23 protein-coding genes are annotated in these 24425 nt (G+C 74.7%); 22 read left to right on the top strand and 1 reads right to left on the bottom strand.

Annotated elements, in window-relative coordinates; translation table 11 throughout:
• The 22 genes from ACVCAH_RS12345 to ACVCAH_RS12240 form a co-directional block, all read left to right on the top strand.
• Positions 1 to 1821, top strand: a 1821-nt coding sequence (locus tag ACVCAH_RS12345) for a peptidoglycan D,D-transpeptidase FtsI family protein (RefSeq protein WP_447136219.1), incomplete at its 5' end; no start/stop codon positions are given.
• Between the two features lie 52 nt (positions 1822 to 1873).
• On the top strand, positions 1874 to 3433 hold the full coding sequence (locus tag ACVCAH_RS12340) for a UDP-N-acetylmuramoyl-L-alanyl-D-glutamate--2,6-diaminopimelate ligase (protein WP_447136218.1): 1560 nt from the start codon (positions 1874 to 1876) through the stop codon (positions 3431 to 3433).
• Positions 3430 to 4836, top strand: a complete 1407-nt coding sequence (locus tag ACVCAH_RS12335) for a UDP-N-acetylmuramoyl-tripeptide--D-alanyl-D-alanine ligase (protein ID WP_447136217.1) — start codon at positions 3430 to 3432, stop codon at positions 4834 to 4836. The genes ACVCAH_RS12340 and ACVCAH_RS12335 overlap by 4 nt, the downstream gene beginning before the upstream one ends.
• Positions 4833 to 5957, top strand: coding sequence for a phospho-N-acetylmuramoyl-pentapeptide-transferase (mraY, locus tag ACVCAH_RS12330; protein ID WP_447136216.1), 1125 nt, complete (start codon positions 4833 to 4835; stop codon positions 5955 to 5957). Before ACVCAH_RS12335 ends, mraY begins: the two co-directional genes overlap by 4 nt.
• A gap of 206 nt (positions 5958 to 6163) precedes the next feature.
• Entirely contained in the window at positions 6164 to 7603 is a 1440-nt protein-coding gene (locus ACVCAH_RS12325; protein WP_447136231.1) for an FtsW/RodA/SpoVE family cell cycle protein, read from the top strand.
• The gene (gene murG, locus ACVCAH_RS12320) at positions 7603 to 8709 is read left to right on the top strand and encodes an undecaprenyldiphospho-muramoylpentapeptide beta-N-acetylglucosaminyltransferase (protein WP_447136215.1); all 1107 of its coding nucleotides are present in this window, start codon (positions 7603 to 7605) and stop codon (positions 8707 to 8709) included. Before ACVCAH_RS12325 ends, murG begins: the two co-directional genes overlap by 1 nt.
• Positions 8710 to 8740: 31 nt before the next feature.
• A complete protein-coding gene (gene murC / locus ACVCAH_RS12315) occupies positions 8741 to 10231 on the top strand; it encodes a UDP-N-acetylmuramate--L-alanine ligase (protein ID WP_447136214.1) in 1491 nt (496 codons plus the stop codon).
• A complete protein-coding gene (locus tag ACVCAH_RS12310) occupies positions 10228 to 11046 on the top strand; it encodes a cell division protein FtsQ/DivIB (RefSeq protein ID WP_447136213.1) in 819 nt (272 codons plus the stop codon). The genes murC and ACVCAH_RS12310 overlap by 4 nt, the downstream gene beginning before the upstream one ends.
• A 268-nt stretch (positions 11047 to 11314) precedes the next feature.
• Complete coding sequence (gene ftsZ, locus ACVCAH_RS12305) at positions 11315 to 12430, top strand: cell division protein FtsZ (protein ID WP_447136212.1); 1116 nt, start codon at positions 11315 to 11317, stop codon at positions 12428 to 12430.
• 89 nt (positions 12431 to 12519) lie between these two features.
• Positions 12520 to 13266 (top strand): YggS family pyridoxal phosphate-dependent enzyme, encoded by a 747-nt coding sequence (locus ACVCAH_RS12300; protein ID WP_447136211.1) that lies wholly within the window; start codon positions 12520 to 12522, stop codon positions 13264 to 13266.
• A gap of 191 nt (positions 13267 to 13457) precedes the next feature.
• The gene (locus tag ACVCAH_RS12295) at positions 13458 to 14144 is read left to right on the top strand and encodes a cell division protein SepF (protein ID WP_447136210.1); all 687 of its coding nucleotides are present in this window, start codon (positions 13458 to 13460) and stop codon (positions 14142 to 14144) included.
• A 29-nt stretch (positions 14145 to 14173) separates the two neighbouring features.
• Positions 14174 to 14479, top strand: coding sequence for a YggT family protein (locus ACVCAH_RS12290; RefSeq protein ID WP_447136209.1), 306 nt, complete (start codon positions 14174 to 14176; stop codon positions 14477 to 14479).
• Between the two features lie 44 nt (positions 14480 to 14523).
• Positions 14524 to 15327, top strand: coding sequence for a DivIVA domain-containing protein (locus tag ACVCAH_RS12285; protein ID WP_447136208.1), 804 nt, complete (start codon positions 14524 to 14526; stop codon positions 15325 to 15327).
• Positions 15328 to 15403: 76 nt separating this feature from the next.
• The gene (locus tag ACVCAH_RS12280) at positions 15404 to 16021 is read left to right on the top strand and encodes a hypothetical protein (RefSeq protein ID WP_447136207.1); all 618 of its coding nucleotides are present in this window, start codon (positions 15404 to 15406) and stop codon (positions 16019 to 16021) included.
• 18 nt (positions 16022 to 16039) lie between these two features.
• The gene (locus ACVCAH_RS12275) at positions 16040 to 16339 is read left to right on the top strand and encodes a DUF167 domain-containing protein (RefSeq protein ID WP_447136206.1); all 300 of its coding nucleotides are present in this window, start codon (positions 16040 to 16042) and stop codon (positions 16337 to 16339) included.
• Positions 16340 to 16361: 22 nt separating this feature from the next.
• Positions 16362 to 17864, top strand: a complete 1503-nt coding sequence (locus ACVCAH_RS12270; RefSeq protein WP_447136205.1) for a potassium/proton antiporter — start codon at positions 16362 to 16364, stop codon at positions 17862 to 17864.
• A 222-nt stretch (positions 17865 to 18086) separates the two neighbouring features.
• Positions 18087 to 18506 (top strand): TraR/DksA family transcriptional regulator, encoded by a 420-nt coding sequence (locus tag ACVCAH_RS12265; RefSeq protein WP_088992775.1) that lies wholly within the window; start codon positions 18087 to 18089, stop codon positions 18504 to 18506.
• A gap of 19 nt (positions 18507 to 18525) precedes the next feature.
• Complete coding sequence (gene lspA / locus ACVCAH_RS12260; protein ID WP_447136230.1) at positions 18526 to 19188, top strand: signal peptidase II; 663 nt, start codon at positions 18526 to 18528, stop codon at positions 19186 to 19188.
• Positions 19185 to 20129, top strand: coding sequence for an RluA family pseudouridine synthase (locus ACVCAH_RS12255; protein WP_447136204.1), 945 nt, complete (start codon positions 19185 to 19187; stop codon positions 20127 to 20129). The genes lspA and ACVCAH_RS12255 overlap by 4 nt, the downstream gene beginning before the upstream one ends.
• 43 nt (positions 20130 to 20172) lie before the next feature.
• Positions 20173 to 21174 (top strand): hypothetical protein, encoded by a 1002-nt coding sequence (locus ACVCAH_RS12250; RefSeq protein ID WP_447136203.1) that lies wholly within the window; start codon positions 20173 to 20175, stop codon positions 21172 to 21174.
• A gap of 101 nt (positions 21175 to 21275) precedes the next feature.
• The gene (locus tag ACVCAH_RS12245; protein WP_447136202.1) at positions 21276 to 22721 is read left to right on the top strand and encodes a MinD/ParA family ATP-binding protein; all 1446 of its coding nucleotides are present in this window, start codon (positions 21276 to 21278) and stop codon (positions 22719 to 22721) included.
• 56 nt (positions 22722 to 22777) lie between these two features.
• Positions 22778 to 23752: a DUF2567 domain-containing protein gene (locus tag ACVCAH_RS12240; protein WP_447136201.1), complete on the top strand. Its 975-nt coding sequence runs from the start codon at positions 22778 to 22780 to the stop codon at positions 23750 to 23752.
• Here ACVCAH_RS12240 and ACVCAH_RS12235 read toward each other — a convergent pair.
• A complete protein-coding gene (locus ACVCAH_RS12235; RefSeq protein ID WP_447136200.1) occupies positions 23667 to 24371 on the bottom strand; it encodes an LON peptidase substrate-binding domain-containing protein in 705 nt (234 codons plus the stop codon). The two genes, ACVCAH_RS12240 and ACVCAH_RS12235, sit on opposite strands and share 86 nt — an antisense overlap.
• Between the last annotated feature and the right edge of the window lie 54 nt (positions 24372 to 24425).

Here is a 24425-nt window from a genome sequence, read left to right as displayed (position 1 = left end):
CGCCGCCGCCCCGCGCCGCGCACCCCGCGCCGGCCGGACCGCACGGCCGGCCGGCGGCCGGTCCGCAAGCCGCGCCGGCCGCCGAAGCTGGCCGACCCGGGCCGCCGGCTGCGGCTGGGCACCGTGCTCACCCTGGCGCTCTTCGCCACCATCGGCATCCGGCTGGTCTACCTGCAGGCCGTGGAGACCCCGGCGTACGCGGGCGGCGGGGTCGCCGACCGGACCCGCACGGTCACCCTGCCCGCGCCGCGGGGCGCGATCTATGACCGGTCCGGCGCCCCGCTGGCGCACAGCGTCGAGGCCCGGTACGTCTACGCCGACCCGACCCAGATCAAGGACCCGCAGGCCACCGCGAAGGCGCTCTCGCCGCTGCTCGGCATCCCCGCCTCCGACCTGGCCGGGCGGATGGCCCAGCGCAAGCGCCCGGACGGCGTCTGGTCGCAGTTCGAGTACCTGGCCCGCGGGGTCGAGATCGAGCGGGCCCGGCAGATCATGGAGCTGAAGCTGCCCGGCATCAACACCCACCGGGACGAGCGGCGCGAGGTGCCCGGCGGCGACCTGGCCGCCAACCTGCTCGGCTTCACCAGCCAGGACATGAACGGGCTGGAGGGGCTGGAGGCCCGCTACGACGACCTGCTGCACGGCGAGGACGGCAAGCGGGTCTACGAGGTCGGCCTGGGTGACCTGGCCGCCCCCATCCCCGGCGGCTACAGCCGCACCACCCCGCCCAAGCCGGGCAGTTCCCTGCAGCTCACCATCGACCGCGACCTGCAGTTCAAGGTGCAGCGGGTGCTCAGCGAGGCGATGGCGCAGAGCAAGGGAAGCACCGGCGCGGCGGTGGTGATCGAGGTGGCCACCGGGGAGGTGCTGGCCCAGGCCAGCCACCCGACCTACAACGCGGCCAAGCCGGTGCCCAGCGACCCCACCGACCGGGAGGACGCGGCCACCAGCTTCGTGGTGGACCCGGGCTCGGTGCACAAGGCGATCACCTTCGGCGCGGCGCTGCAGGAGGGGGTGATCGCCCCGGACACCACGCTGCCGATCCCGAACAGCATCCGCATGGGCGACACCTGGTTCTCCGACACCCACCCGGCCAACGGCCGGCGGATGAGCCTGGCCGGGATGATGGCGTACTCGTCCAACGTCGGCACCATCGAGATCGCCGACAAGCTCGGCCGGGACCGGCTCATCGACTACCAGCGCCGGTTCGGGCTCGGCCAGCCCACCGGGGTGGGCATGCCCGGCGAGGCCACCGGCCGGCTGCTGCCCGCCGACGAGTGGAGCGGGTCGTCGTACGGGTCGGTGCCGATCGGGCACAGCGTGGACGCCACGCCGCTGCAGATGGCCGCCGCCTACGCGACGATCGCCAACGACGGCACGTACGTCCAGCCCCACCTCATCAAGGAGGTGATCGGGCCGGACGGCAAGCGCACGCCGGGCAAGGCGCCGGTCACCCGGTCGGTGCTCAGCCCGGAGAACGCGGCCGCGCTGCGCACCGTCCTGGAGGCGGTGACCACCGTCGACGGCGCCACCGGCACGGCGGCGGCGGTGCCCGGCTACCGGGTCGCCGGCAAGACCGGCACCGGCTGGCGGCTGGTCGACGGGCAGAAGCAGCCCGGCGAGGTGGCGTCGTTCATCGGGATGGCCCCGGCCGAGCAGCCGCGGTACGTGATCGCGGTCTTCGCGCACACCCCGGGCGGCGGGGGCGGGGACATCGCCGCCCCGGCGTTCCGCGAGATGATGCAGTTCACCCTGCACCACCACCGGGTGCCGCCGTCCGCCCCCGGCAAGGCGCCCAAGTTCGTGGTCTATCCGCGCTGACCAGGCATGGCGGGACATCATCGGTGAGTGCGGACGAACCACCGGGGCGGCTGTGCGGCCGGAACCGGACGACCGGGTAGGGTCTGACGCCGTGCCCGGCAATCCTCGTCCCCGTACCGTGCCCGGCGTCCGGCTCGGCGACCTCGCCGCCCGGCTCGCCGTCCAGGCCCCGGCGGGCGCCGCCGACCCGGTGGTGACCGGTGTGACCCACGCCAGCCAGGAGGTCCGCACCGGCGACCTGTACGCGGCGCTGCCCGGCGCCCGCCGGCACGGCGCGGAGTTCACCGCCGGCGCCGCGGCGGCCGGCGCGGTGGCCGTGCTGACCGACCCGGCGGGCGCGGCCGCGGCGGCCGAGGCCGGCCTGCCGGCGCTGGTGGTGCCCGACCCGCGCGCCGTGCTCGGCACCCTGGCCTCCGCCGTCTACGGCGATCCGACCGCGGCGCTGACCGTGATCGGGGTGACCGGCACCGCCGGCAAGACCTCCACCGCCTACCTGGTCGAGTCCGGGCTGCGCGCGGCCGGCCACACCACCGGGCTGATCGGCACCGTGGAGACCCGCCTCGGCGACCTGCGCATCGACAGCGTGCGCACCACGCCGGAGGCCACCGACCTGCACGCCATGCTCGCCGCGGCGCGCGAGCGCGGGGTCACCGCCGTGGTCATGGAGGTGTCCAGCCACGCGCTCGCCATGGGCCGTGTCGGTGGGGTCCGGTTCACCGTCGGCGGCTACACCAACTTCGGCTCCGACCACCTGGACTTCCACGCCGACACGGCGGACTACTTCGCCGCCAAGGCGCAGCTCTTCGACGGCCGGTGCGCGGTGGAGGTGCTCAACCACGACGACCCGGCGCTGCGGCCGCTGTTCAAGCCGGCCACGGTGAGCTACTCGGCGGCCGGCGACCGCACCGCGTCCTGGTGGGCCGACGGCGTCGGCGGCGAGGGGTACGCGCAGCACTTCACCGCGCACGGACCGGACGGCCTGGTGCTGCCCACCGGCGTGGCGCTGCCCGGCCGGCACAACGTGGCCAACGCGCTGCTGGCCATCGCCGCGCTGGTCGCCGCCGGGGTGGACCCGGCCACCGCCGCCGCCGGGGTGGCCGCCTGCGGCGGGGTGCCCGGGCGGCTGGAGCTGGTGGCCGACGGCCCGGTGCGCGGCGTGGTCGACTACGCGCACAAGGCGGACGCGATCGTGGCCGCGCTGGCCGCCCTCCGGGAGCTCAGCGCCGGCCGGTTGATCTGCGTGATCGGCGCTGGCGGCGATCGGGATCGGGGCAAGCGGCCGGTGATGGGCGCCGCCGCGGCGGAGGGAGCCGACGTGGTGCTGGTGACCGACGACAACCCGCGCACCGAGGACCCGGCGGCGATCCGCGCCGAGGTGCTCGCCGGTGCCCGGCGGGCCGGCACGGCGGCCAGGATCGAGGAGGTGGCCGACCGCCGGGCGGCCATCGACGAGGCGGTCCGGCTGGCCGAGCCCGGCGACGTGGTCGCGCTGCTCGGCAAGGGCCACGAACGCGGGCAGGAGGTCGGCGGCGAGGTGCTCCCGTTCGACGACCGCACCGAGCTGGCCGACGCGCTGCGCGCCCGGTTCGGGGACCTGGCGGGTCACCGGTGATCGCGCTGAGCCTGGCCGAGGTCGCCTCGGCGGTCGACGGCCGGCTGGTGGCCGCCGACCCGGCCGTGCGGGTCACCGGCCCGGTCGAGTTCGACTCGCGCAAGGTGTCCCCGGGTGCGCTCTTCGTCGCCTTCCCGGGCGAGAAGGTGGACGGGCACGACTACGCCGCGGCGGCGCTGGAGGCTGGGGCGGTCGCGGTGCTCGGCACCCGGGAGGTGCCGGGGGTGCCGATGGTGCTGGTCGGCGACGCGCTCACCGCGATGGGCCGGCTGGCCCGCGCGGTGGTGGACCGGCTGCCCGGGCTGACCGTGATCGGGCTCACCGGCTCGTCCGGCAAGACCACCACCAAGGATCTGATCGCCCAGCTCGCCGCGCGGCTGGGGCCGACGGTCGCGCCGCCCGGCTCGTTCAACAACGAGCTGGGGCACCCGTACACGGCGTTGCAGGCCGGACCGGACACCCGCTACCTGGTGATGGAGAAGGGCGCCCGCGGGGTGGGGCACGTGCGCTACCTGTGCGACGTGGTGCCGCCGCGGATCTCCGTGGTGCTCAACGTCGGGGTGGCGCACATCGGTGAGTTCGGTTCCCGGGAGACCATCGCGCTGGCCAAGGGAGAACTGGTCGAGGCGCTGCCGGCGGACGGGCTGGCGGTGCTCAACGCCGACGACCCGTTGGTGGACGCGATGTCCGCGCGTACCGTCGCCCGGGTGGTCCGGTACGGCGAGGCGGCGGACGCGGACGTGCGGGCCGTCGACGTGACGCTGGACGAGCGGGGCCGGCCGGCGTACACCCTGGTGACCCCGGAGGGGGACGCCCCGGTGCGGCTCGGGCTGACCGGGCGGCACCAGGTCTCGAACACCCTCGCCGCGGCCGCGGTGGCCCGGGAGCTGGGCATGCCGCTGACCGAGCTGGCGATCGCCCTGGGCGAGCTGGGGCTGGTCTCCACCCGCCGGATGGACGTCTTCGAGCGTCCCGACGGGGTGACCGTGATCGACGACTCGTACAACGCCAACCCCGCCTCGATGGCGGTCGCGCTGCGTGCGCTGGCCGGCATCGGACGGGACCGGCGTACCCTCGCGGTGCTCGGCTACATGGCCGAGCTGGGCCCGTTCGAGCACGACGGGCACGCCGGGGTGGGCCGGCTCGCGGCCGAACTGGGCGTCGACCGGCTGCTCGTGGTGGGCGAGCCGGCGGCGCCGATCCACGAGGGCGCGACATCGGTAAGTGACTGGGGAGGAGAGTCGGTGCTGCTCACCGATCAGGCGGCGGCCGTCGAGGTGCTGCGGAGCGAGTTACGGCCGGGCGACGTCGTCCTGGTGAAGGGCTCCCGGTACCGCACCTGGGAGGTGGCCGACGCGCTGCGCGCGGACGCCGCGGACGCGACCGGGGAGACCGCCGCATGAGGGCGGTGATCGTCGCCGTCGGGGTCGCCTTCCTGATCTCGCTCTTCTGCACCCCGATCGCGATCAAGGTCTTCACCCGGCTCAAGGCCGGCCAGCCGATCCGTGCCGAGGGCCCGGCGATGCACCAGGGCAAGAAGGGCACGCCGACGATGGGCGGCGTGGTGTTCATCATCGCCACGGTCATCGCGTACGTCGCCGGTCACCTCGCCCTGACCACCCTGCCGGACCAGCAGATCGCCCAGGTCGAGCCGACCATCACCGCCCTGGTGCTGCTGGGGCTGATGGTCTTCTCCGGCGCGGTCGGGTTCATCGACGACTTCCTGAAGGTGCGCAAGCGGCACAGCGGCGGGTTGAACAAGCGCGGCAAGCTGCTCGGCCAGATCCTGGTCGGCGCGGTCTTCGGGGTGGTCGCGCTCTACTTTCCGAGCACCATGACCGACGCCTCGGGCGCGGTGACCAACACCGAGACCGTCGGCAGCACCACGCTGAGCTTCATCCGGGACATCCCGGCGCTGGACGTCACCAAGATCGGCGCGGTGGTCATCTTCATCTTCGTGGTGATGGCCGCGACCAACGGGGTGAACCTCACCGACGGCCTCGACGGCCTGGCCACCGGCGCCTCGGTGATGGTCCTCGCGGCGTACGCGCTGATCGCGTTCTGGCAGTACCGGCACTGGTGCGCCGACCCGAACTACACCCAGGACTACTGCTACACCGTCCGCGACCCGCTGGAGATCGCCCTGATCGCCGGCGCCGCGGCCGGCGCCTGTGTGGGCTTCCTGTGGTGGAACACCTCGCCGGCGCGGATCTTCATGGGTGACACCGGCGCGCTGGGCCTCGGCGGGCTGATCGCCGGGATGGCGATGTCCACCCGGACGATCCTGCTGCTGCCGATCATCGGCGGCCTCTTCGTGATCATCACGATGTCGGTGGTGATCCAGATCATCTCGTTCCGGACCACCGGCAAGCGGGTGTTCCGGATGTCCCCGCTGCAGCACCACTTCGAACTCGCCGGCTGGAGCGAGGTCAACATCGTGGTGCGATTCTGGATCATCGCCGGCATCGGCGTGGCCATCGCCCTCGGCCTCTTCTACAGCGAGTTCCTCGCCGCCGTCACCTGACCCTCCGGAGGGAGCGGGTTCGACACGCCGAGGGGGCGGTTGCGCGGGTGGCCGGCCCCGGAAACCGCGATGATGTCGGGGTGGGGGAGGCACGAGGAACCGAGGGCACGACCCGGGCCGGGGCACGCACGTCGCCGGGCGGGACGCGTACCGCCGAGGCGGCCGGTGCGCCGCGCCGGCCGGACGAGCCGGGCGGTGCGGCGGCGCTGCGCGGCCTCGACGCCGCGGGCGGGCTGGCCGCGCTGCGCGGCCTGCTGGACCGTCCGCTGGCCTCCTACTACCTGCTGCTCTCCAGCGCCGGGCTGCTGCTGCTGATCGGCCTGACCATGGTCTTCTCGGCCACCAGCGTGCGCGACTACGCCGAGAACGGCAACGCCTCCGCCTCGCTCACCAAGCAGGCGATCTTCGCGGTGATCGGCATCGGCGCGTTCTGGGCCTGCCAGCGGCTGCCGGCGACGACCTACCGGTCGCTGGGCCGGCCGCTGCTCTTCACCGCCGTCGGGCTGCTGCTGGTGCTCAACCTGCTGCTCGCCTACGCCCGGCTGACCGGCCAGGACTCCGCCCGGATCGGCCCGATCGAGGCCCGGCTGCTCTGGCTGTTCATCGGCGGCATCCAGGTGCAACCCTCCGAGCTGGCCAAGTTCGCCCTGGTGCTCTGGGGCGCGCACGTGATCGCCCGCAAGGGCGCCGCGCTGGGCTGGTGGCGCGAGCTGGCCACCCCGCTCTTCCCGGTGGTCGGGCTGCTCTTCGTGCTGGTCGGGTACAACGACCTGGGCACCATGCTCTGCCTGCTCGCGCTGGTGGTCGGCCTGCTCTGGGCCGCCGGGGTCCGGCTGCGGGTCTTCGGCGGGCTGTCGGTGTTCGGGCTGATCGGCGTCGGCCTGCTGATCGCGGTCGCCTCGCTCGGCGCCGGCTCCGGTGAGCAGGGCGAGGAGAACTACCGGTTCGCCCGGCTGATGTCCTTCTTCAACCCGCCCGCCCCGGAGGACTGCAAGCTCGAGGGCTGCTACCAGATCTTCCAGGGGCGGCTGGCCATCGAGCACGGCGGCTGGTTCGGCGTTGGGCTCGGCAAGAGCAGCCTCAAGTGGGACTGGCTCCCCGAGGCGCACAACGACTTCATCTTCGCGATCATCGCCGAGGAACTCGGCGTGGTCGGCTGCGCGGTGGTGCTCACCCTGTTCGCCGTGCTGGCGTACACCGGGCTGCGCATCGCCCGCCGGGTCGACGACCCGTTCCGCCGGCTGGCCGCCACCGCGGTGACCACCTGGCTGGTCAGCCAGGCGGTGATCAACGTGGGTGGGGTGGTCGGGCTGCTGCCGATCACCGGCCTGCCGCTGCCGTTCATCTCCGACGGCGGCAGCGCCCTGGTCGTCACGCTCGCCGCGGTCGGGATGCTGGCCTCCTTCGCCCGCGCCGAGCCCGATGCGGCCAGAGCACTGCATGCCCGTCCGCCGGCCCGATGGGTCCGACTAGTGTGGGCCCCGTTGCCACCGCTTCCCGCGCGGCGCCGCCGGACGGCGACGCCGCCGGCCGCCCGAGGGTCCGTGCCCCGGGCGCGGGAGCGGCGGCAGGACGACCAGGCCGAACCGCGCGGTGTCCGGTCCACCCGGGGCCGCGGCCGGTCGGCGGACGAGAGGAGACGGTGATGGGTCCGCTGCGTTCGGTGGTGCTCGCGGGAGGTGGCACCGGGGGACACATCTACCCGCTGCTCGCCTTCGCCGACTGCCTGCGTCGGCACGACCCCGGCGTCCGGATCACCTGCCTCGGCACACCCAAGGGCCTGGAGAACGAACTGATCCCGCCGCAGGGCTACGACCTGCGCCAGATTCCCGCCTACCAGCTGCCCCGGTCGGTCAACATGAACCTGGTGAAGACGCCGGGCCGGATGTGGACCGCGGCCCGCGCCGCGGGCAAGGTGATCGACGAGGTGCGCGCCGACGTGGTGGTGGGCTTCGGCGGGTACGTCTCGGTGCCGGCCTACCTGGCCGCCTGGCGGCGCGAGCTGCCGATCGTGATCCACGAGGTGAACGTCCCCCCGGGCGTGGCCAACCGGCTCGGGATGAAGTTCACCAAGCACGTCGCGGTCGGCTTCCCGCACCAGCCGGCGCAGGCCGAGTCGCTGCGCGACGCGCGGGTGGTCGGCGTTCCGCTGCGCCAGCGCATCGCCGGGCTGGACCGGGCCGCGCTGCGCGACGCCGCCCGCGCGCACTTCGGGCTCCGCCCCGACCTGCCGGTGCTCTTCGTCGCCGGCGGCTCGCAGGGCGCCCGGTCGATCAACCTCGCGGTCTCCGGCGCGGCCAAGGAGCTGGCCCGGCACGGGGTGCAGGTGCTGCACGTGATGGGCGCCCGCAACGAGCCGGTGCCGATCCCCACCGACCTGCCGGTGCCGTACGTCACCCTGCCCTACCTGTCCGAGATGGAGCTCGGCTACGCCGCGGCCGACCTGATGCTGGGCCGGGGCGGGGCGATGACCTGCGCCGAGGTGGCCGCGATCGGCCTGCCCGCCATCTACGTGCCCTACCCGCACAGCAACCAGGAGCAGAAGCGCAACGCGCTGCCCGTGGTGGAGGCCGGCGGCGGGCTGCTCGTCGACGACGCCGAGCTGACCCCGGACTGGCTGGAGCGCACGGTGATCCCGTTGATCCGCGACCCGCACCGGCTCGCCGCGATGGGCGCCGCCGCGGCCGGCTACGGGCGGCGGGACGGCGACGAGGCGCTGCTCGACTTCGTCTACGAGGCGGTCTCCCGGTGAGCGGGCGCGCCGCGACTGGAAGGCAGCTGTCATGAACACCGCGCAGTTCACCCCGGCCGGTACGCTCACCGCGGAGGACCTGGGCACCATCCACCTGATCGGGGTGGGCGGCGTTGGCATGAGCGGACTGGCCCGGCTCTTCCTCACCCGGGGCATCCCGGTCTCCGGCAGCGAGCTGCGGGAGTGGCCGTCGCTGGCCGGCCTGCGCGCGCTCGGCGGCACCATCCACATGAGCCACGAGGCGAGCAACCTCGACGGCGTGGACACCGTGGTCTACTCGTCGGCCATCCCGCAGGACCATCTGGAACTGGTCGAGGCGCGCCGGCGCGGGCTGCGGGTGCTGCACCGCTCCGAGGCGCTCGCCGCGGCGATGACCGGCCGCCGCACGGTGGCGGTGGCCGGCACCCACGGCAAGACCACCACCACCTCGATGGTCACCATGGTGCTCCAGCAGGCCGGGCAGGATCCGTCCTTCGTGATCGGCGGCGAGATCTCCGAGGTCGGCTCCGGCGCCCACCACGGCACCGGCGAGTACTTCGTGGTCGAGGCGGACGAGAGCGACCGGTCGTTCCTGATCTACCGCCCGTACGTCTCGATCATCACCAACGTCGAGGCCGACCACCTGAACACCTACGGCGACCTGGCCAACCTGGAGGCCACCTTCGCCGAGTTCGCCCGGCTCACCGACCCGGACGGGTTCATCATCACCTGCGCCGACGACCCGGGCGGGCGGCGGCTGGCCGAGACGCTGCGCGCCGAGGGGCGCCGGGTGCACACCTACGGCGAGGCGGCCGACGCCGACCTGCGGCTGACCGACATGACCTCGTCGGCCCGCGGCGTGCGCTACCTGGCCGGCATCGACGGGCGGTCGCTGGGCGAGTTCCGGCTGCCGGTGCCGGGCCGGCACATGGGGCTCAACAGCGCCTCGGCGGTGCTGGCCGCGTACCTGCTGGAGCTGCCGCTGGAGGCGGCGGAGGCCGCGCTGGCGGTCTTCCCGGGCGTGCGGCGGCGCTTCGAGCGCAAGGGCGTCGCGGACGACGTGCTGGTCTACGACGAGTACGCCTACCACCCCACCTCGATGACGCTGGCGCTGCAGACGCTGCGCGAGGTGGCCGGGGACGGCCGGCTGATCGTGGTGTTCCAGCCGTACCGGCTCTACCGCACCCGCGACCTGCAGGCGGAGATCGCCGAGGCGCTGGCGATCGCCGACGAGCTGGTGCTGCTGGAGGTCTTCGGCCCCGGCGAGCTGCGCCAACCGGGCGAGGGGTCGGCGGCGCTGATCGAGGCGGTGCCGCTGCCGGCCGAGCGGAAGGTCTTCGTCGACTCCTGGGAGGCGGCGCCGGCGGAGGTGGCCCGGCGGGCCCGGCCGGGTGACGTCGTGGTGACCATGGGCGCCCCGCCGATCTCGCTGATGGGCGACCAGCTGCTGGACGCGCTGTCGGCCCGGCGTACCGGCCCGGCCGTGGACAGCCCGGCGATCGGTGGCGTCGTCCCGGACGGCACGGCGCCCGCCGGCGGATGAGCCCCGGCCCGGCCCGGGGGCGGACCAGCGGCGCGGACGGCGGGGCGGGCCGGCGCGGCCCGGTCCGCCGCTGGCAGCTGGTCCGGGCCGGCAGCGACGCGGTGCCCGCGTCGACCCGCCGGTTCATGGCCCGGGCCCGGCAACGGCGGATGCGTGCGGCGCTGCCCTGGGCGGTGGCCGCCGGAGTGCTCGCGCTGGCCGGGCTGGTCGCCTGGACCCTGCTCGGCACGGGGTTGTTCGGGGTGCGCGAGGTCCGCGTCGAGGGCGCCGACCTGGTGACCCCGGTGCAGGTCCGGGACGCGGCGGGGGTGCCCGACGACGTCCCGCTGGCCACCGTGGACCTGGCCGTCGTGCAGCGGCGGATCGGCGCGCTGCCGCCGGTGGAGCGGGTGACCGTGTCCCGGGACTGGCCGGACGCGCTGGTGGTCCGGGTGACCGAACGCACCGGCGTGGCGGTGGTGCCGAGGGGCGAGGAGTTCGTGGTGGTCGACGCGGCCGGCGTGGTGTTCCGGACGCTGCCGCGGCGCCCGGCGGAGCTGCCCCTGGTCCGGGTCGCCGATCCGGGGCCGGCGGACCCGGGCACCCGGGCCGCGCTGGACGTGGTCGCCGCGCTCACCCCGCAGCTGCGCACCGAGTTGGTCGACGTGACCGTGGAGAGCCTGGCCCGGATCAGCCTGCGGCTGCGCGACGACCGGACGGTGGTCTGGGGGGACGCCACCCGGGGCGCGGACAAGGCCCGGGTGGCCACCGCGCTGCTGGGTCGCAAAGCCGACACCATCGACGTCAGCGCGCCGGACGTGGTGACCTTCCGGTGAGCCGCCGGTCAGCGCGGCGGCCGGGCCCGGTCCGTCCGACGTGACCCGTTCCGCTCCAGGGGGCGACACGCCGGGCAGGTCCTTGGCTCATCGCGCGGGGGCGCTTACGTTGCCCCGAAGAGGATCAGTGGTTGACATAACTGTGAGCCTCTAGTAGAGGGTGAGGGTTCACCCCTGATCCTCGCTGGTGACAGCTGTCGTCGACCGTTGGTCTGGCCACGCCGTACCGGGTCGGGGCGAAGCCAATCTCGAAGGGAAAGGACCGGAGATGACACCTCCGCACAACTACCTGGCGGTCATCAAGGTCGTCGGCATCGGGGGCGGCGGCGTCAACGCCGTCAACCGGATGATCGAGGTTGGGCTCAAGGGCGTCGAGTTCATCGCGATCAACACCGACGCGCAGGCGCTGCTGATGAGCGACGCCGACGTCAAGCTCGACGTCGGCCGCGAGCTGACCCGTGGCCTGGGCGCTGGCGCGAACCCGGACGTCGGCAAGAACGCCGCCGAGGACCACCGGGACGAGATCGAGGAGGTGCTCAAGGGCGCCGACATGGTCTTCGTCACCTGCGGCGAGGGCGGCGGCACCGGCACCGGCGGGGCGCCCGTGGTGGCGAACATCGCCCGCAAGCTCGGCGCGCTGACCATCGGCGTGGTGACCCGGCCGTTCTCCTTCGAGGGCAAGCGCCGCCAGGTGCAGGCCGAGTCCGGGATCGACGAGCTACGCAACCAGTGCGACACGCTGATCGTCATCCCGAACGACCGGCTGCTGGCGCTCGGCGACCGCAACATCAGCATGATGGACGCCTTCCGCACCGCCGACCAGGTGCTCCTCTCCGGTGTCCAGGGCATCACCGACCTGATCACCACCCCGGGTCTGATCAACCTGGACTTCGCCGACGTCAAGAGCGTGATGAGCGGAGCGGGCAGCGCGCTGATGGGCATCGGCAGCGCCCGGGGCGAGAACCGCGCGGTGGAGGCGGCCGAGGCGGCCATCTCCAGCCCGCTGCTGGAGCAGAGCATGGACGGCGCGCGCGGCGTGCTGCTCTCCATCGCGGGCGGCTCCGACCTGGGGCTGTTCGAGATCAACGACGCCGCCCAGCTGGTCACCGACGCGGCCCACCCGGACGCCAACATCATCTTCGGCGCGGTCATCGACGACGCCCTCGGCGACGAGGTGCGGGTCACCGTCATCGCGGCCGGCTTCGACGGGGGTGCGCCCTCGTACAAGGCGGCCGAGCCGGCCCGCAAGACCAACCAGAACCAGCCGGCGCAGCAGAGCGCGCCGGTCGCGCCGCCGGCCACCATGCCGGCGCCGCCGCAGTCGCCGCGTCGGGTGCTCTTCGACGACGTCGACGTCCCCGACTTCCTCAAGAACGGGTCCTGAGCCGCGCCGATGAGCGAGCGCAGCGAGCGAATCATCAGGCTCAGTGTGAAGATTCCTCATGGCGGCACGCAGCGCAGCGGAGTGCCGGCATGACCGACAGTCCAACCTCGGTACGCCCCGACCGGCGTGCCGAACTCGCGGCCGGCCTGGCCCGGGTACGGTCCCGGATCGCGGACGCCTGCGCCGCCGCGGGCCGGGACCGGGCCGAGGTCACCATGATCGCGGTGACCAAGACCTACCCGGCCGGTGACGTGGTGGCGCTGGCCGGGCTCGGCGTCACCGACGTGGGGGAGAACCGCGACCAGGAGGCGGCCGCCAAGGCCGCCGAGGTGGCCGCCGCCGGGGTGACCCCGCGCTGGCACTTCATCGGCCGGTTGCAGCGGAACAAGGCGCGCTCGGTGGTCCGCTACGCCGACGTGGTGCAGTCGGTGGACAGCGTCCGGCTGGCCCGGGCGCTGGATGCGGCGTCGGCCGCCGGCCGGGACCGGCCGCTGGACGTGCTGGTCCAGGTCAGCATCGACGGGGACGCGGCCCGGGGCGGCGCCCTGCCGGGCTCGGCCGATCCGGACGCCGGGCTCGACCCGGTGGCCGAGGCGGTGGCCGGCGCGGACGCGCTGCGGCTGACCGGTCTGATGGCGGTGGCGCCGCTGGGCTGGGAACCGGAACGGGCGTTCGCCCGGCTGGCCGAGGTGGCCGCCGCGTTCCGGGCCGTCCATCCGGGAGCCACCGCCCTGTCCGCCGGAATGAGTGGCGACCTGGAAGTCGCGATCGGATACGGCGCGACACATGTCCGTGTGGGTAGCGCGTTGCTCGGAATGCGCCCCACGCTGCGGTAGCCTGACCGCGGAAGAAGAAATTACATCTGTGTTGTTTCGGAAACGGCGTCCCTTTACCGGGGGTCGTGGCGCGCGACGCGAATCGCGTGCCAGGGGATTGCCGTTCCGGTCCAGTGGGCAGGAATGGTCCACTCGCGACAAGGCGACACGGCACGGGGGCGTGTGCCGCACGGCGGACGGAAGGGCGCGGGATGGGTGCACTGCGCAAGGCGGGGGTCTGGCTCGGTCTGGTCGAAGAGGACGACGAGCGGGCCTACGACGACGGTGGCTACGACAAGGGTGGCTACCGCGACTCGCGTTACCGGCAGAGCCGGTACGCCGAGGAGTTCGCCGACGAGGAGGAGGACGACGCCGAGGAGCCGCCGGCGCCCCGGCCCCGGCTGGGTGACCGTGGCCGGCTCGCGGAGCGGTCCACCGGGCGCGGCGGCGAGTCCGAGCGCGCCGAGTCGGAGCGGGCGGAGCGGTCCAGCGTCCGGTCCATCACCCGGTCGACGGGCGGCGAGACCTCCGGTGCGCTGACCTACCACACCCGGGACAACCTCGCCCTGGCGCCGCAGGCGCAGCCCCGGGAGCGGGCGGTGGTGGCCGAGGAGGAGCAGCGTTACCAGATCACCACGCTGCACCCGACCACCTACCGGGAGGCGCGCACCATCGGCGAGCACTTCCGCGACGGCGTTCCCGTGATCATCAACCTCACCGAGATGGACGAGGCCGATGCCCGCCGTCTGGTGGACTTCGCCGCCGGGTTGGCCTTCGGCCTGCGCGGTACGATCGAGCGCGTGACCAACCGGGTGTTCCTGCTCTCACCGGCCAACGTCCAGGTCACCGCGGAGGACAAGGCCAAGATCGCTGAGGGCGGCTTTTTCAGTCTGAGTTGACCCCGGCCGACCGAGGGACGTCGCCTGTCGTGTTGTCGATCCTGTTGCAGGTCCTGTACCTGATCCTCTATGTCTTCCTGCTCCTTCTTCTGTCCCGGTTTGTCCTGAGCGCCGTTCTTCAGTACGGCCGCCGGTGGCAACCGGGGCGCGGGGCATCGGCGGGACTGGAATCCGTGTGGAGCGTCACTGATCCCCCTCTCAGCGCGTTGAGGCGTGTGATCCCTCCGCTGCGAATTGGTACCGTGAGCATCGACCTGGCCTCCCTTGTGCTCCTGGTTATCCTGTTCGTGCTGATGAGGTTTGTGTTAGAGCCGGCGATCATCAGGACCGCCTGATGACCGACGCGCTATCGCGGCCGCAACTGACCCGAGGAGTTTCGATGCCGCTGACCCCGGCCGACGTGCACAACGTCGCCTTCAAGAAGCCGCCGATTGGCAAGCGGGGCTATGACGAGGAGGAGGTCGACGCCTTCCTGGACGAGGTCGAGCGCGAACTCGCCCGTCTCATCGAGGAGAACAACGAGCTGCGCGCCCAGGTGGAGCGCGGCGGTCGTGGCGGCGTTCCGGCCGGCCCCGGCGGCGACGCCCGACTCGCGGCGGAGCTCAACGACGTCAAGGCCCAGCTCGACCGGGTGCAGCGCGACAAGGCGGCGGCCGAGCAGGCCGCGCGCGCGATGCAGGCGGAGCTGGAGCAGGTCCGCGCGGCCGGCGGCCCGGCGGTCGGCGGCGGCGACGGCGAGCAGCAGGCGCTGCGGGTGCTGATGATGGCCCAGCGGACGGCCGACGACCACGTCTCCGACGCCCGCCGCGAGGCCGACCAGCTGCTCTCCGAGGCCCGGTCCAAGGCCGAGGAGGTCACCCGCGAGGCGCGCGCCAAGGCCGACGCGCTCGAGCGCGACGCCCGGCAGCGGCACCAGGAGGCCATGGGCGGCCTCGACGCCAAGCGCACCGCGCTGCAGAAGCACATCGAGGAGCTCAAGCAGTTCGAGCGGGAGTACCGCACCCGCCTCAAGGCCTACCTGGAGAGCCAGCTGCGCGACCTCGACGGCCGCGGCCAGGGCCTGGAGGCCGAGATGACCCGTGGCGAGGGCACCCGGGCAGCCGGCGGCAACGGCCTGGCCACCGCGGGGCTCGCCGGCTCCTACGGCGGCGGTCGCTCCGGCGCGCTGGAAGCCGGTCGCTGATCACCGGTCGGCGGCCGTCCTTACGGTGGCGGTCGCCGGCCTCGCCTCATCGGTACGGACGCGGCGGGGGTGAGCCGTGATAGTCGCCAGTCTTCTGCTCATCCTCGTCGCGGTGGTGCTGCTGGTGCTCGGTCTGGCCGGCGGCTCCAGCCTGCTCCTGATCATCTCCATCGCGGCCAGTCTGCTGGCCGCCGTCGCACTGGTCGCCGGCGCCCGCCAGGCGGCCGCCGACCGGGCGACGGCGCACCGGGACGGGTCCGCGCAGCGGGTGCGGACGGGCACCCCTCCGGCCACCCCGGCCGAGTTCGCGTACGGGCCGCCACTGGCGGACCCGGACATCCCCGTCCAGCACGTTCCTCCGACGGTCGACGCCGGCGGCACCGGGTGGCGGCAACCACCCGAGCCGCCGGTGACCGACGCCGGCCCCCCGGCGGCGACGCCGGGCGTCGAGGCCTACGACGACGAGCCGGCCGCGCAGGACGTCACCCCGGAGCAGGTCGCCCGGCTCGCCGGACTGACCAGCGAGGTGCGGGTGGTCGACGGCCGTCCCCGCTACCACCTGGCCGGCTGCGCACACCTGGTCGGCCGGGTCCACGAGCCGCTGCCCGTCGCCGAGGCCGTCGAGCTGGACTTCTCCCCGTGCGCCCACTGCGCGCCGGCCACCGCCCTGCTCGCCGACGCGCACCGGATCTGACCCGGGCGCCGGGTGACCATGGACGACACGCTCACCGTCGCCGTGCGGGTGAAACCCGGCTCCGCCCGGGCCCGGGTCGGCGGCCGCTTCGACGGGCCGCACGGGCCCGCGCTGGTGGTCGCGGTGAACGCGCCGGCGGTCGACGGCCGGGCCACCGAGGCGGCCCGGCGGGCCCTGGCCGAGGCGCTCGGCGTCCGGCCGGCGGTGGTCTCGCTGCGCGCCGGGGCGGCCAGCCGGGACAAGCTCTTCCTGATCGAGCGCCCCGACCCGGGGCTGACCGAGCGGCTCGGACGGCTGCGCGACGGGTCCGCCGGGTGAACCAAGCCCGGGCCAGGCGACCGTGACCCCCGGGCTGGACCTCGCGCTCCTGCTGGGGGCGGCCGTCCTGCTGGTCGCGGTCGGGGCGGTGCGGCTGTCCACCCGGCTCGGGGTGCCAAGCCTGCTGGTCTACCTGGCGCTCGGCGTGGCGATCGGCGAGGCCGGGCTGGGCATCCGGTTCGACGACGCCGAGCTGACCCGCACCCTCGGCTTCTGCGCGCTCATCGTGATCATCGCCGAGGGCGGTCTCTCCGCCCGGTGGAGCACGGTGCGCCCGGTGCTCGGGCTGGCCGCCGCGCTCTCCACGGTGGGCGTGGTGGTCAGCATCCTGGTCGTCGGGCTCGCCGTACACCTGCTGCTCGGGCTGGACTGGCGGCTCGCCCTGCTCTACGGCGCGGTGCTCTCCTCCACCGACGCCGCGGCGGTCTTCGCCACCCTGCGCCGGCTACGGCTGCCGCCCCGGCTGGTGGCCACCCTGGAGGCCGAGTCCGGGATGAACGACGCCCCGGTGGTGCTGCTGGTGGTGCTGCTCTCCCGGGAGGCCGCGGCCGCCCACCCCTGGTGGTACGAGGTCGGCCTGGTCGGCTATGAGCTGGCCCTCGGCGCGCTGGTCGGCTTCGCCGCCGGGTTCGGCGGGCGGTGGGCGCTGCGCCGGGCCGCGCTCCCCTCGGCGGGGCTCTATCCGATCGCGGCGGTCGGGCTGACCGTGCTCGCGTACGCGGCCGGCGCGGTGCTGCACGCCTCCGGCTTCCTCGCCGTCTACGTCGCCGGGGTGCTGCTCGGCAACGCCCGGCTGCCGCACCGGCAGGCGATCCTCGGCTTCGCCGACGGGCTGGCCTGGCTGGCCCAGATCGGGCTCTTCGTGCTGCTCGGCCTGCTGGCCACGCCGAGCCGGCTGGACGCGGCGGTGCTGCCGGCGGTGGTCGCCGGGCTGGCGCTGGTGCTGCTCGCCCGGCCGCTGTCGGTGGCGGCGTCCGCGCTGCCGTTCCGGTTCGGCCTGCGCGAGCAGGCGTTCCTGTCCTGGGCCGGGCTGCGCGGCGCGGTGCCGATCGTGCTCGCCACCATCCCGCTGTCCGAGCGGGTGCCGGGCGCCGACCGGCTCTTCGACGCGGTCTTCGTGCTGGTGGTGATCTTCACGCTGCTGCAGACCGGGACGCTCGCTCCGGTCGCCCGCTGGTTGCGGGTGACGGCGCCGGCCGAGGCGACCGAGATCCGGGTGGAGACCGCGCCGCTGGAGCGGATGCGCGCCGACCTGCTCCAGCTGGAGGTGCCGCCGGGGTCCCGGTTGGCCGGGGTGCACATCGACGAGCTGCGACTGCCGCTGGGCGCCGCGGTGACCCTGGTGCTGCGCGACGGGGTGGGCTTCGTGCCCGGCCTGGACTTCCGGCTCAAGACCGGCGACAGCCTGTTGATCGTGGCCACCCACGGGGTGCGCGACGAGACGGAGCGCCGATTGCGGGCGGTCAGCCGGCGGGGCCGGCTGGCCCGCTGGTTTGGCGAGTACGGCGAGGATCGCGACGGTTGATCTGCTAGCGTTCCTTTTGTCCCGATACGGCATGACTCGGGGCTGAAAAGCGGAGCGACGGTGCGGCGCGTTGTCGGACGCCTGTACGTTCCGTATTCTTGCCAACCTCCGGAGTGCGCGGCCCCGTCGCCGCGCGCCCGTTTTGTACCTGGGGGCGCCGATGTCGGCGACCCCTGTCCAGGTGCCGCGGACCACCGCGGTTCCGCGGCCGAGGGAGCGACGATGGCGAAGCCAGCCGAGACCAGGACCGCCGGCCGCAAGCCGGTGGCCAAGGCCACCCGCAGCGCGGCGGAGACCGAGAAGATCCGGGCGGCCCTGGCGGCGCGGCGCGACGAGTTGCGCGCCGAGTACGATCAGACGCTGAGCGAGATCACCGAGCTGCAGCGCGATCGGCTGACCGACTCGGCCGGGGACGACCAGGCCGACACCGGCACCAAGACGTTCGAGCGGGAGCAGGAGATCTCTCTCGCCAACAGCATCCTGGAACGGATCACGCAGGTCGAGCGCGCGCTGGAGCGGCTCGACGAGGGTGGCTACGGTTGGTGCGAGCGGTGCGGCAACCCGATCCCGGTGGAGCGGCTCGCCGCCTTCCCGTCGGCGACCCTCTGCGTGACCTGCAAGCAGCTGGAGGAGCGGCGCTGACGCCCGCTCCCCGGCGGCCCTGAGGAGGCGGTGCCCGGGCACCGCCGCGAGTGTCGATGGGGAGCAGATGAGCGCAGCACCGCCCGCCGGAGCCGGCCCCGCTGAGCCGGGCGGCCGCACGCCCCGGCGCAAGGCCGTCACGATCCTCCTCGGCATCGCGCTGGCCTCGCTGGCGGCCGACCTGACCACCAAGCACCTGGCCCTGGTGAACCTGGAGGACCGGGAGCCGGTACGCCTGCTCGGCGGCGCCGTCTACCTCAACCTGACCCGCAACAGCGGGGCGGCGTGGAGCATCGGCGCCGACCACACCTGGATCTTCCCGTTGATCACCATCGGGGTGGTCGGCTGGATCCTGTTCATGGCGCTGCGGCTGCGGTCGCTGCCCTGGGCGGTCTCGCTCGGCCTGGTGCTCGGCGGGGCGCTGGGCAACCTCACCGACCGGATCTTCCGGGCCCCCGGCCACTTCGTCGGGCACGTGGTGGACATGGTCAGCCTCTTCGACCCGTACGGCCGGGTCTGGCCGGTGTTCAACCTCGCCGACAGCTCCCTGGTCTGCGGTGTGGTCCTGGCCGTGCTGCTGGAGCTCACCGGCCGGCAGCGCGACGGGAGCCGGGCGGGCACGGACGCCGCCGCCGGCGCCCCCGCCGCGGCGGCCGGCGCCGAGCAGCGGGAGCGGGCGTGACCTCGGTGTTCGCCGCGGGCGGCGACCACCGATCGCTGCCGGTGCCCGACGGTCTCGACGGGATGCGGCTGGACCAGGCCGTGGCCCGGCTCTTCGGGCTCTCCCGGACGGCCGCCGCGGCCCTGGTTGACGCCGGCGACGCGCTGGTCGACGGCGCCGTGCGGCCCAACTCGCACAGGGTGAAGGCCGGCGCCTGGCTGGAGGTCACGCTCCCCGCGCCGGCCGCCCCGCCCACCGTGGTGCCGCAGGCGGTGCCCGGGCTGCGGGTGGTCTACGCCGACGACGACATCGTGGTGGTGGACAAGCCGGTCGGCGTCGCCGCCCACCCCAGCCCCGGCTGGACCGGCCCGACCGTGATCGGTGGGCTGGCCGCGATCGGGCATACGATCGCCACCAGCGGGGCGGCCGAGCGGCAGGGCGTGGTGCACCGGCTCGACGTGGGCACCACCGGGATCATGGTGGTGGCCAAGAGTGAGCAGGCGTACAGCGCGTTGAAGCGGGCGTTCAAGTACCGCGAGGTGGACAAGCGCTACCACGCCGTGGTGCAGGGCCACCTCGACCCGCTGCGCGGCACCATCGACGCCCCGATCGACCGGCACCCCACCCACGACTACCGCTGGGCGGTGGTCTCCGGCGGCAAGCCGAGCATCACCCACTACGACACCGTCGAGGCGTTCCCGGCGGCGAGCCTGGTCGACGTGCGGCTGGAGACCGGGCGCACCCACCAGATCCGGGTGCACTTCTCCACCCTGCGCCACCCGTGTGTGGGCGACCTCACCTACGGCGCCGACCCCACCCTCGCGGCCCGGCTCGGCCTGACCAGACAGTGGCTGCACGCCCGCGCGTTGACCTTCCTGCACCCCCGAACGGGGGACGAGGTCAGCTTCGTCAGCGACTACCCTGACGACCTGGAGCGCGCGCTCGAGATCCTCCGCGACTAGCGCGGCGCCCGCCCGCCCGAAACGATCCGACGAGGAGACCTCCGTGCGCGCCGCCGACCTGCTGCGGCAGTTGGACCAGCGGCTGCTGCCGCGGCTGGCCACGGCGGTGGCCCGGCTGGGCCACGGCCGGGCCCGGCCCCGGCTGCTGCCGTCGGTGGCGCTGCTGTCCTGCGCCGCCGTGCTGCTCACCGCCGCCCTCGCCACCGACGACCGGCCGGTCGGCGACCGCACCGTCGGCGAGGTGACCCGGGTCGGGGTGGCCAACGGCGAGTCCATCCCCGGCTACGTCCGGGCCGCCGGGGCCGACCTGGCGACCCTGCCGGCCACCGCCGCGCCGGGCGACGGCACCTACGCGCTGGTCTCGCTCTCGTCCTACCTGCCCCCGCAGCAGCTGGCGGCGGTCCTCGGCGACGTGTCGGTCGCCGAGGTCTTCGGCCGGGTGCCGCTGCCCGACCGGCAGACCGAGATCGTCCGCATCCCCGCCCAGCGGCTGCCGGAGGACGTGGTCGCCGCGATGGCCGACCTCGCCGCGCGCAAGGACCGGGAGGCGGCCGACTACCGGTCCCGGGCCGCCGGCACCGCCGACCCCGGGCTGCGCCAGGTGTACGCCAGCGGGGCCGAGGTGGCGGCGGCGGAGGCAGCCGCGTACCGGTCGGGGTGCGCCTGCGTCTACGCGGCGGTGGTCCGGGCCGAACCGGCGGCGTTGCGCGGCGTGGCCGCCCGGCCCGACGTCCGGGTGGTCGACCCGGCCCCCGAGGTGCGCCGGCTCGACCGGACGGTCTTCACCCCGCCGCTGCCCGAGCAGCAGGACGTGGCCCGGCCGCCGGCCGACGGCGGCCTCGCCCCCTCGGCGCCGACCGGCGAGCCGAGCCGGCCGGGCACGCGCAGCCCGGCGCCCGCCCCGTCGGTGGGCGAATCGTCCGAACCCGCACCGGCAGTGACGGATCCGTCACTCCCGACCTCGCCGTCGGCGCCGACCCCGTCGCACACCCCGCCGACCTCTATGGACGCGACCGACGGTAGCCCCTCGGCACCGTCGGTGTGACAACCCCCCACGGGGGGAGGGTGCGCGGACGGGTGTGGCCCGAATAGGGTTTGGTTCGTAGCCTGTCAGGCGGAGTTCGACGGTGCTGGGGAGGACGAGCCTTGGACGGCAGCGAGACCGGCTGGGGTCGGCCGGCCGAACCAGCGCCCCGGTGGCGCGCGCTGCTCGACCGCGCCCGCCATGCCGGCCGGGGCGCCGAGCAGCCCGAGCCCGACGGCCGGCTCGAGGAGCCGCTGCCACCGCCCGGGCCGCTGTCCCCGCCCGAGGCGCCGGCCCCGCCGGAGGCGCTGCCCCGGCGTTCGGCCCGCAACGGCTACGCCGGGCGGGCGCCGGCCGTCAACCAGCCCGGCGAGCGGTCGTACGGCGCGGATCCCGGTTACCGGGCGGAGGCGACCTACCGGGTGGACCCGGCGTACCGGGCGGAGCCGGCGTACCGGCCCGAGCCGGGATACCCGGGCGAGCCGGCGTACCGGGTGCCGGAGCAGCGCCGACCCGAGCCGCCCGAGTCGAGGTACGCGCTGCTGGAGAGCGGCTACCGGCCCGAGCCGCCGCCGGCCGAGTCGCGCTACGCCCTGCTGGAGAACGGCTACCGCCCGGAGACCGGCTATCCCGCCGCGCCGCCCCCGGCCCCCGCGCCGCCGGCGCTCGCCCCGCCGCCGGCGGTCGCGCCGCCGCCGGCGGTCGCCGACCGGGGCTACCCCCCGGCGCGGGTCGAGTGGCGCCCGCCGGCCGCCGACCCGGAGCTGGAGCGGGCCACCGCGGTGCTCCGCCGCGACCTGGGCACCCCGCGGGTGCTCGCCTTCGCCAACCCCAAGGGCGGCGTGCACAAGACCACCGCCACCGTGCTCGCCGCGGCGACCGTCGGCAGCGTACGCGGGCGGGGCGTGCTGGCCTGGGACGACAACGAACTGCGCGGCACGCTCGGGCTGCGCGCCGGCAGCGCCCGGCACGCCCGGACGATCCGGCACCTGGTCACCGACCTCGCCCAGATCGAGATCCGTGAGGGCAGCGACCTGCTGGAGACCCTCGACGACTACCTGCGGCACGCCTCCGACGGCTCGTACGACGTGCTGGCCGGCGAGGAGAGCCCCCGGTTCGCCCAGCGGCTCGACCAGTTCACCGTCCGGCGGGTGCTGGAGCTGCTCCGGCGTACCCACGAGGTGGTCTGCGTGGACACCGGCAACAACGTGGAGAGCCCCAACTGGCGCACCGTGATGCAGGCGGCCGACCAGCTGGTGGTCACCACCGTGCCCCGCGAGGACGCCGCGTTCAGCGCCGACTGGATGCTCGACCTGCTGCACGAGGTGGGCATGGGGGAGCTGGCGGAGAACGCGGTGACGCTGATCTCCTGCCCGACGCCGGGCCGCTCGCCGTTGCAGGACGACCTGGAGAAGCATTTCGCCAGCCGCACCCGCGCGGTCGCCGTGGTCCCGTACGACCCGGCGCTGGAGACCGGCTCCTCGATCGAGTACCACCAGCTCCAGCCGCCGACCCGGCAGGCATGGCTGCGGGCGGCCGGGGTGATGCTGGAGCCGTTCGCCCGGTGAGCGGGTGTGTCGCCACCGGCGACCCGCCGCGCCGCGCCGCCTGAGAGGATCACCGGGTGAGCCCGGACACCCCCGACCACGACCGGCCCGGCACCCGCCACGACGAGCCGGCCCCGACCACACCGGCCGACGCCGCCGCGCCGCCGTCCGCCCCGGACCAGGCCGCCACCGACCGGCCCACGGCACCGGCCCCGGCCGGCGCGGACGTGTCCCGCCACCCGGGCCCCGACCCGGCGGGAGGGCCCCGCCAGCCGGGTTCCGACGCGGCGGACGGGCCCCGCCACCCGGGCCCCGCCGGTGCTGACCGGCCGCGGTACGTGGACTCCGGCGAGGCGGAGGTGGCGTGGCACGCCGAACCGCAGGGGTGGCCCGGTGCCGGGCAGCCGGACGAGCCGGACCTGCCCCGCCGGCGGGCGGTGCGGCTCGGTGCGCTCGCCGTCCTCGCGCTGACCCTGCTCGGGGCGCCGCTCGGGCTGCTCTGGGCGGCGTTCGCCCCGGACACCCCGGTGGTCAAGGCACCCGGCGGAGCCGTCTACGCCCAGCCGCAGCCCGAGCAGCCGATCGCCGCCGACGGCTGGTTCAGCCTGCTTGGGCTCGGCTTCGGGGTGCTCGCCGCGGTCGCGCTCTGGTTCGTGCTGCGCCGGGTCCGGGGGCCGGTCGGGCTGCTCGCCGCCACGCTCGGCGCCCTGGGCGCGGCGCTGGTCGCCTGGCAGGTCGGGCGCCGGATCGGGCTGGCAACGTTCGAGCGGCTGCTGGAGACCGCCCCGGACGGGCAGGCCTTCACCAAGCCGGCCGACCTGCGGGCAGGCGGACTGGAGTGGTTCGTCGTCCCGCACGGCAACCTGCTGCTGCCCGCGTTCGGCGCCGCCGTGACGTACACCCTGCTGGCCGGCTGGTCGCGGTGGCCGTCGCTGCGGCCGGAGCCGGAGCTCGGCGGGGCCGGGCTCAGTTCGGTGTCGGTGGTGCGGCCAGCTCCGCCAGCGGCACCGGAACCGCCCGCACCTGGCGCAGCAGGGCCGCCTCGCGATTGAGCAGCCGCAGCTCGGCGCGGAGCCGGGCCGCGGTGTCGTCGATGGCGAGCAGTCGTTGCCGGTCGGCCACGGTCAGCGCGGCCGTCGCGGCCACCAGATGCGACAGCACGGTTGGGTCCTCCGGCAGCTGCTCGGAGATCTCGTCCGGGTCGGCGCGGACCAGGCCCAGGTACTGCCGGAAGACCGAGATCACCCGGGCGGCGAGCAGCTCGGCGGTCTCGTCCGGCCCACCCGGCTCGGGCAGCCACTCCACCTCGGCGGTCAGGTAGGGCGCGGAACGGGCGTCGACGTCGGCGATGCGAAACCGGCGCCGACCGACGGTGACGATGTCGAAGCCCCCGTCGGCCAGCTCGGTGACCTGGCGCAGCTCGGCGGTGCAGCCGACCTCGTGCAGCGTGACCTCGCCGCCGCCCGGGGTGGGCCGGCCGTCCGGCCCGGTCGGGGCGACCTCCCAACCCTTCCGGATGGCCACCACGCCGAACTCGCGCGGGGCCCCGTCGGGCAGCCCGACCAGGTGCCGCACCAGCGCCCGGTAGCGCTCCTCGAAGATGTGCAACGGCAGCACCAGACCGGGAAAGAGCACCGTCCCGAGCGGAAACACCGGCAGCCGCGCAGTCACGCCGTCGAGCCTAGCCGGGCCCCGCCCCGGCGGCGTGTCCCGGCTCACCGTCCC

It is taken from the genome of Micromonospora sp. LZ34 (genome assembly GCF_052981855.1).
This window is presented reverse-complemented; position numbering and strand designations above follow the sequence as displayed.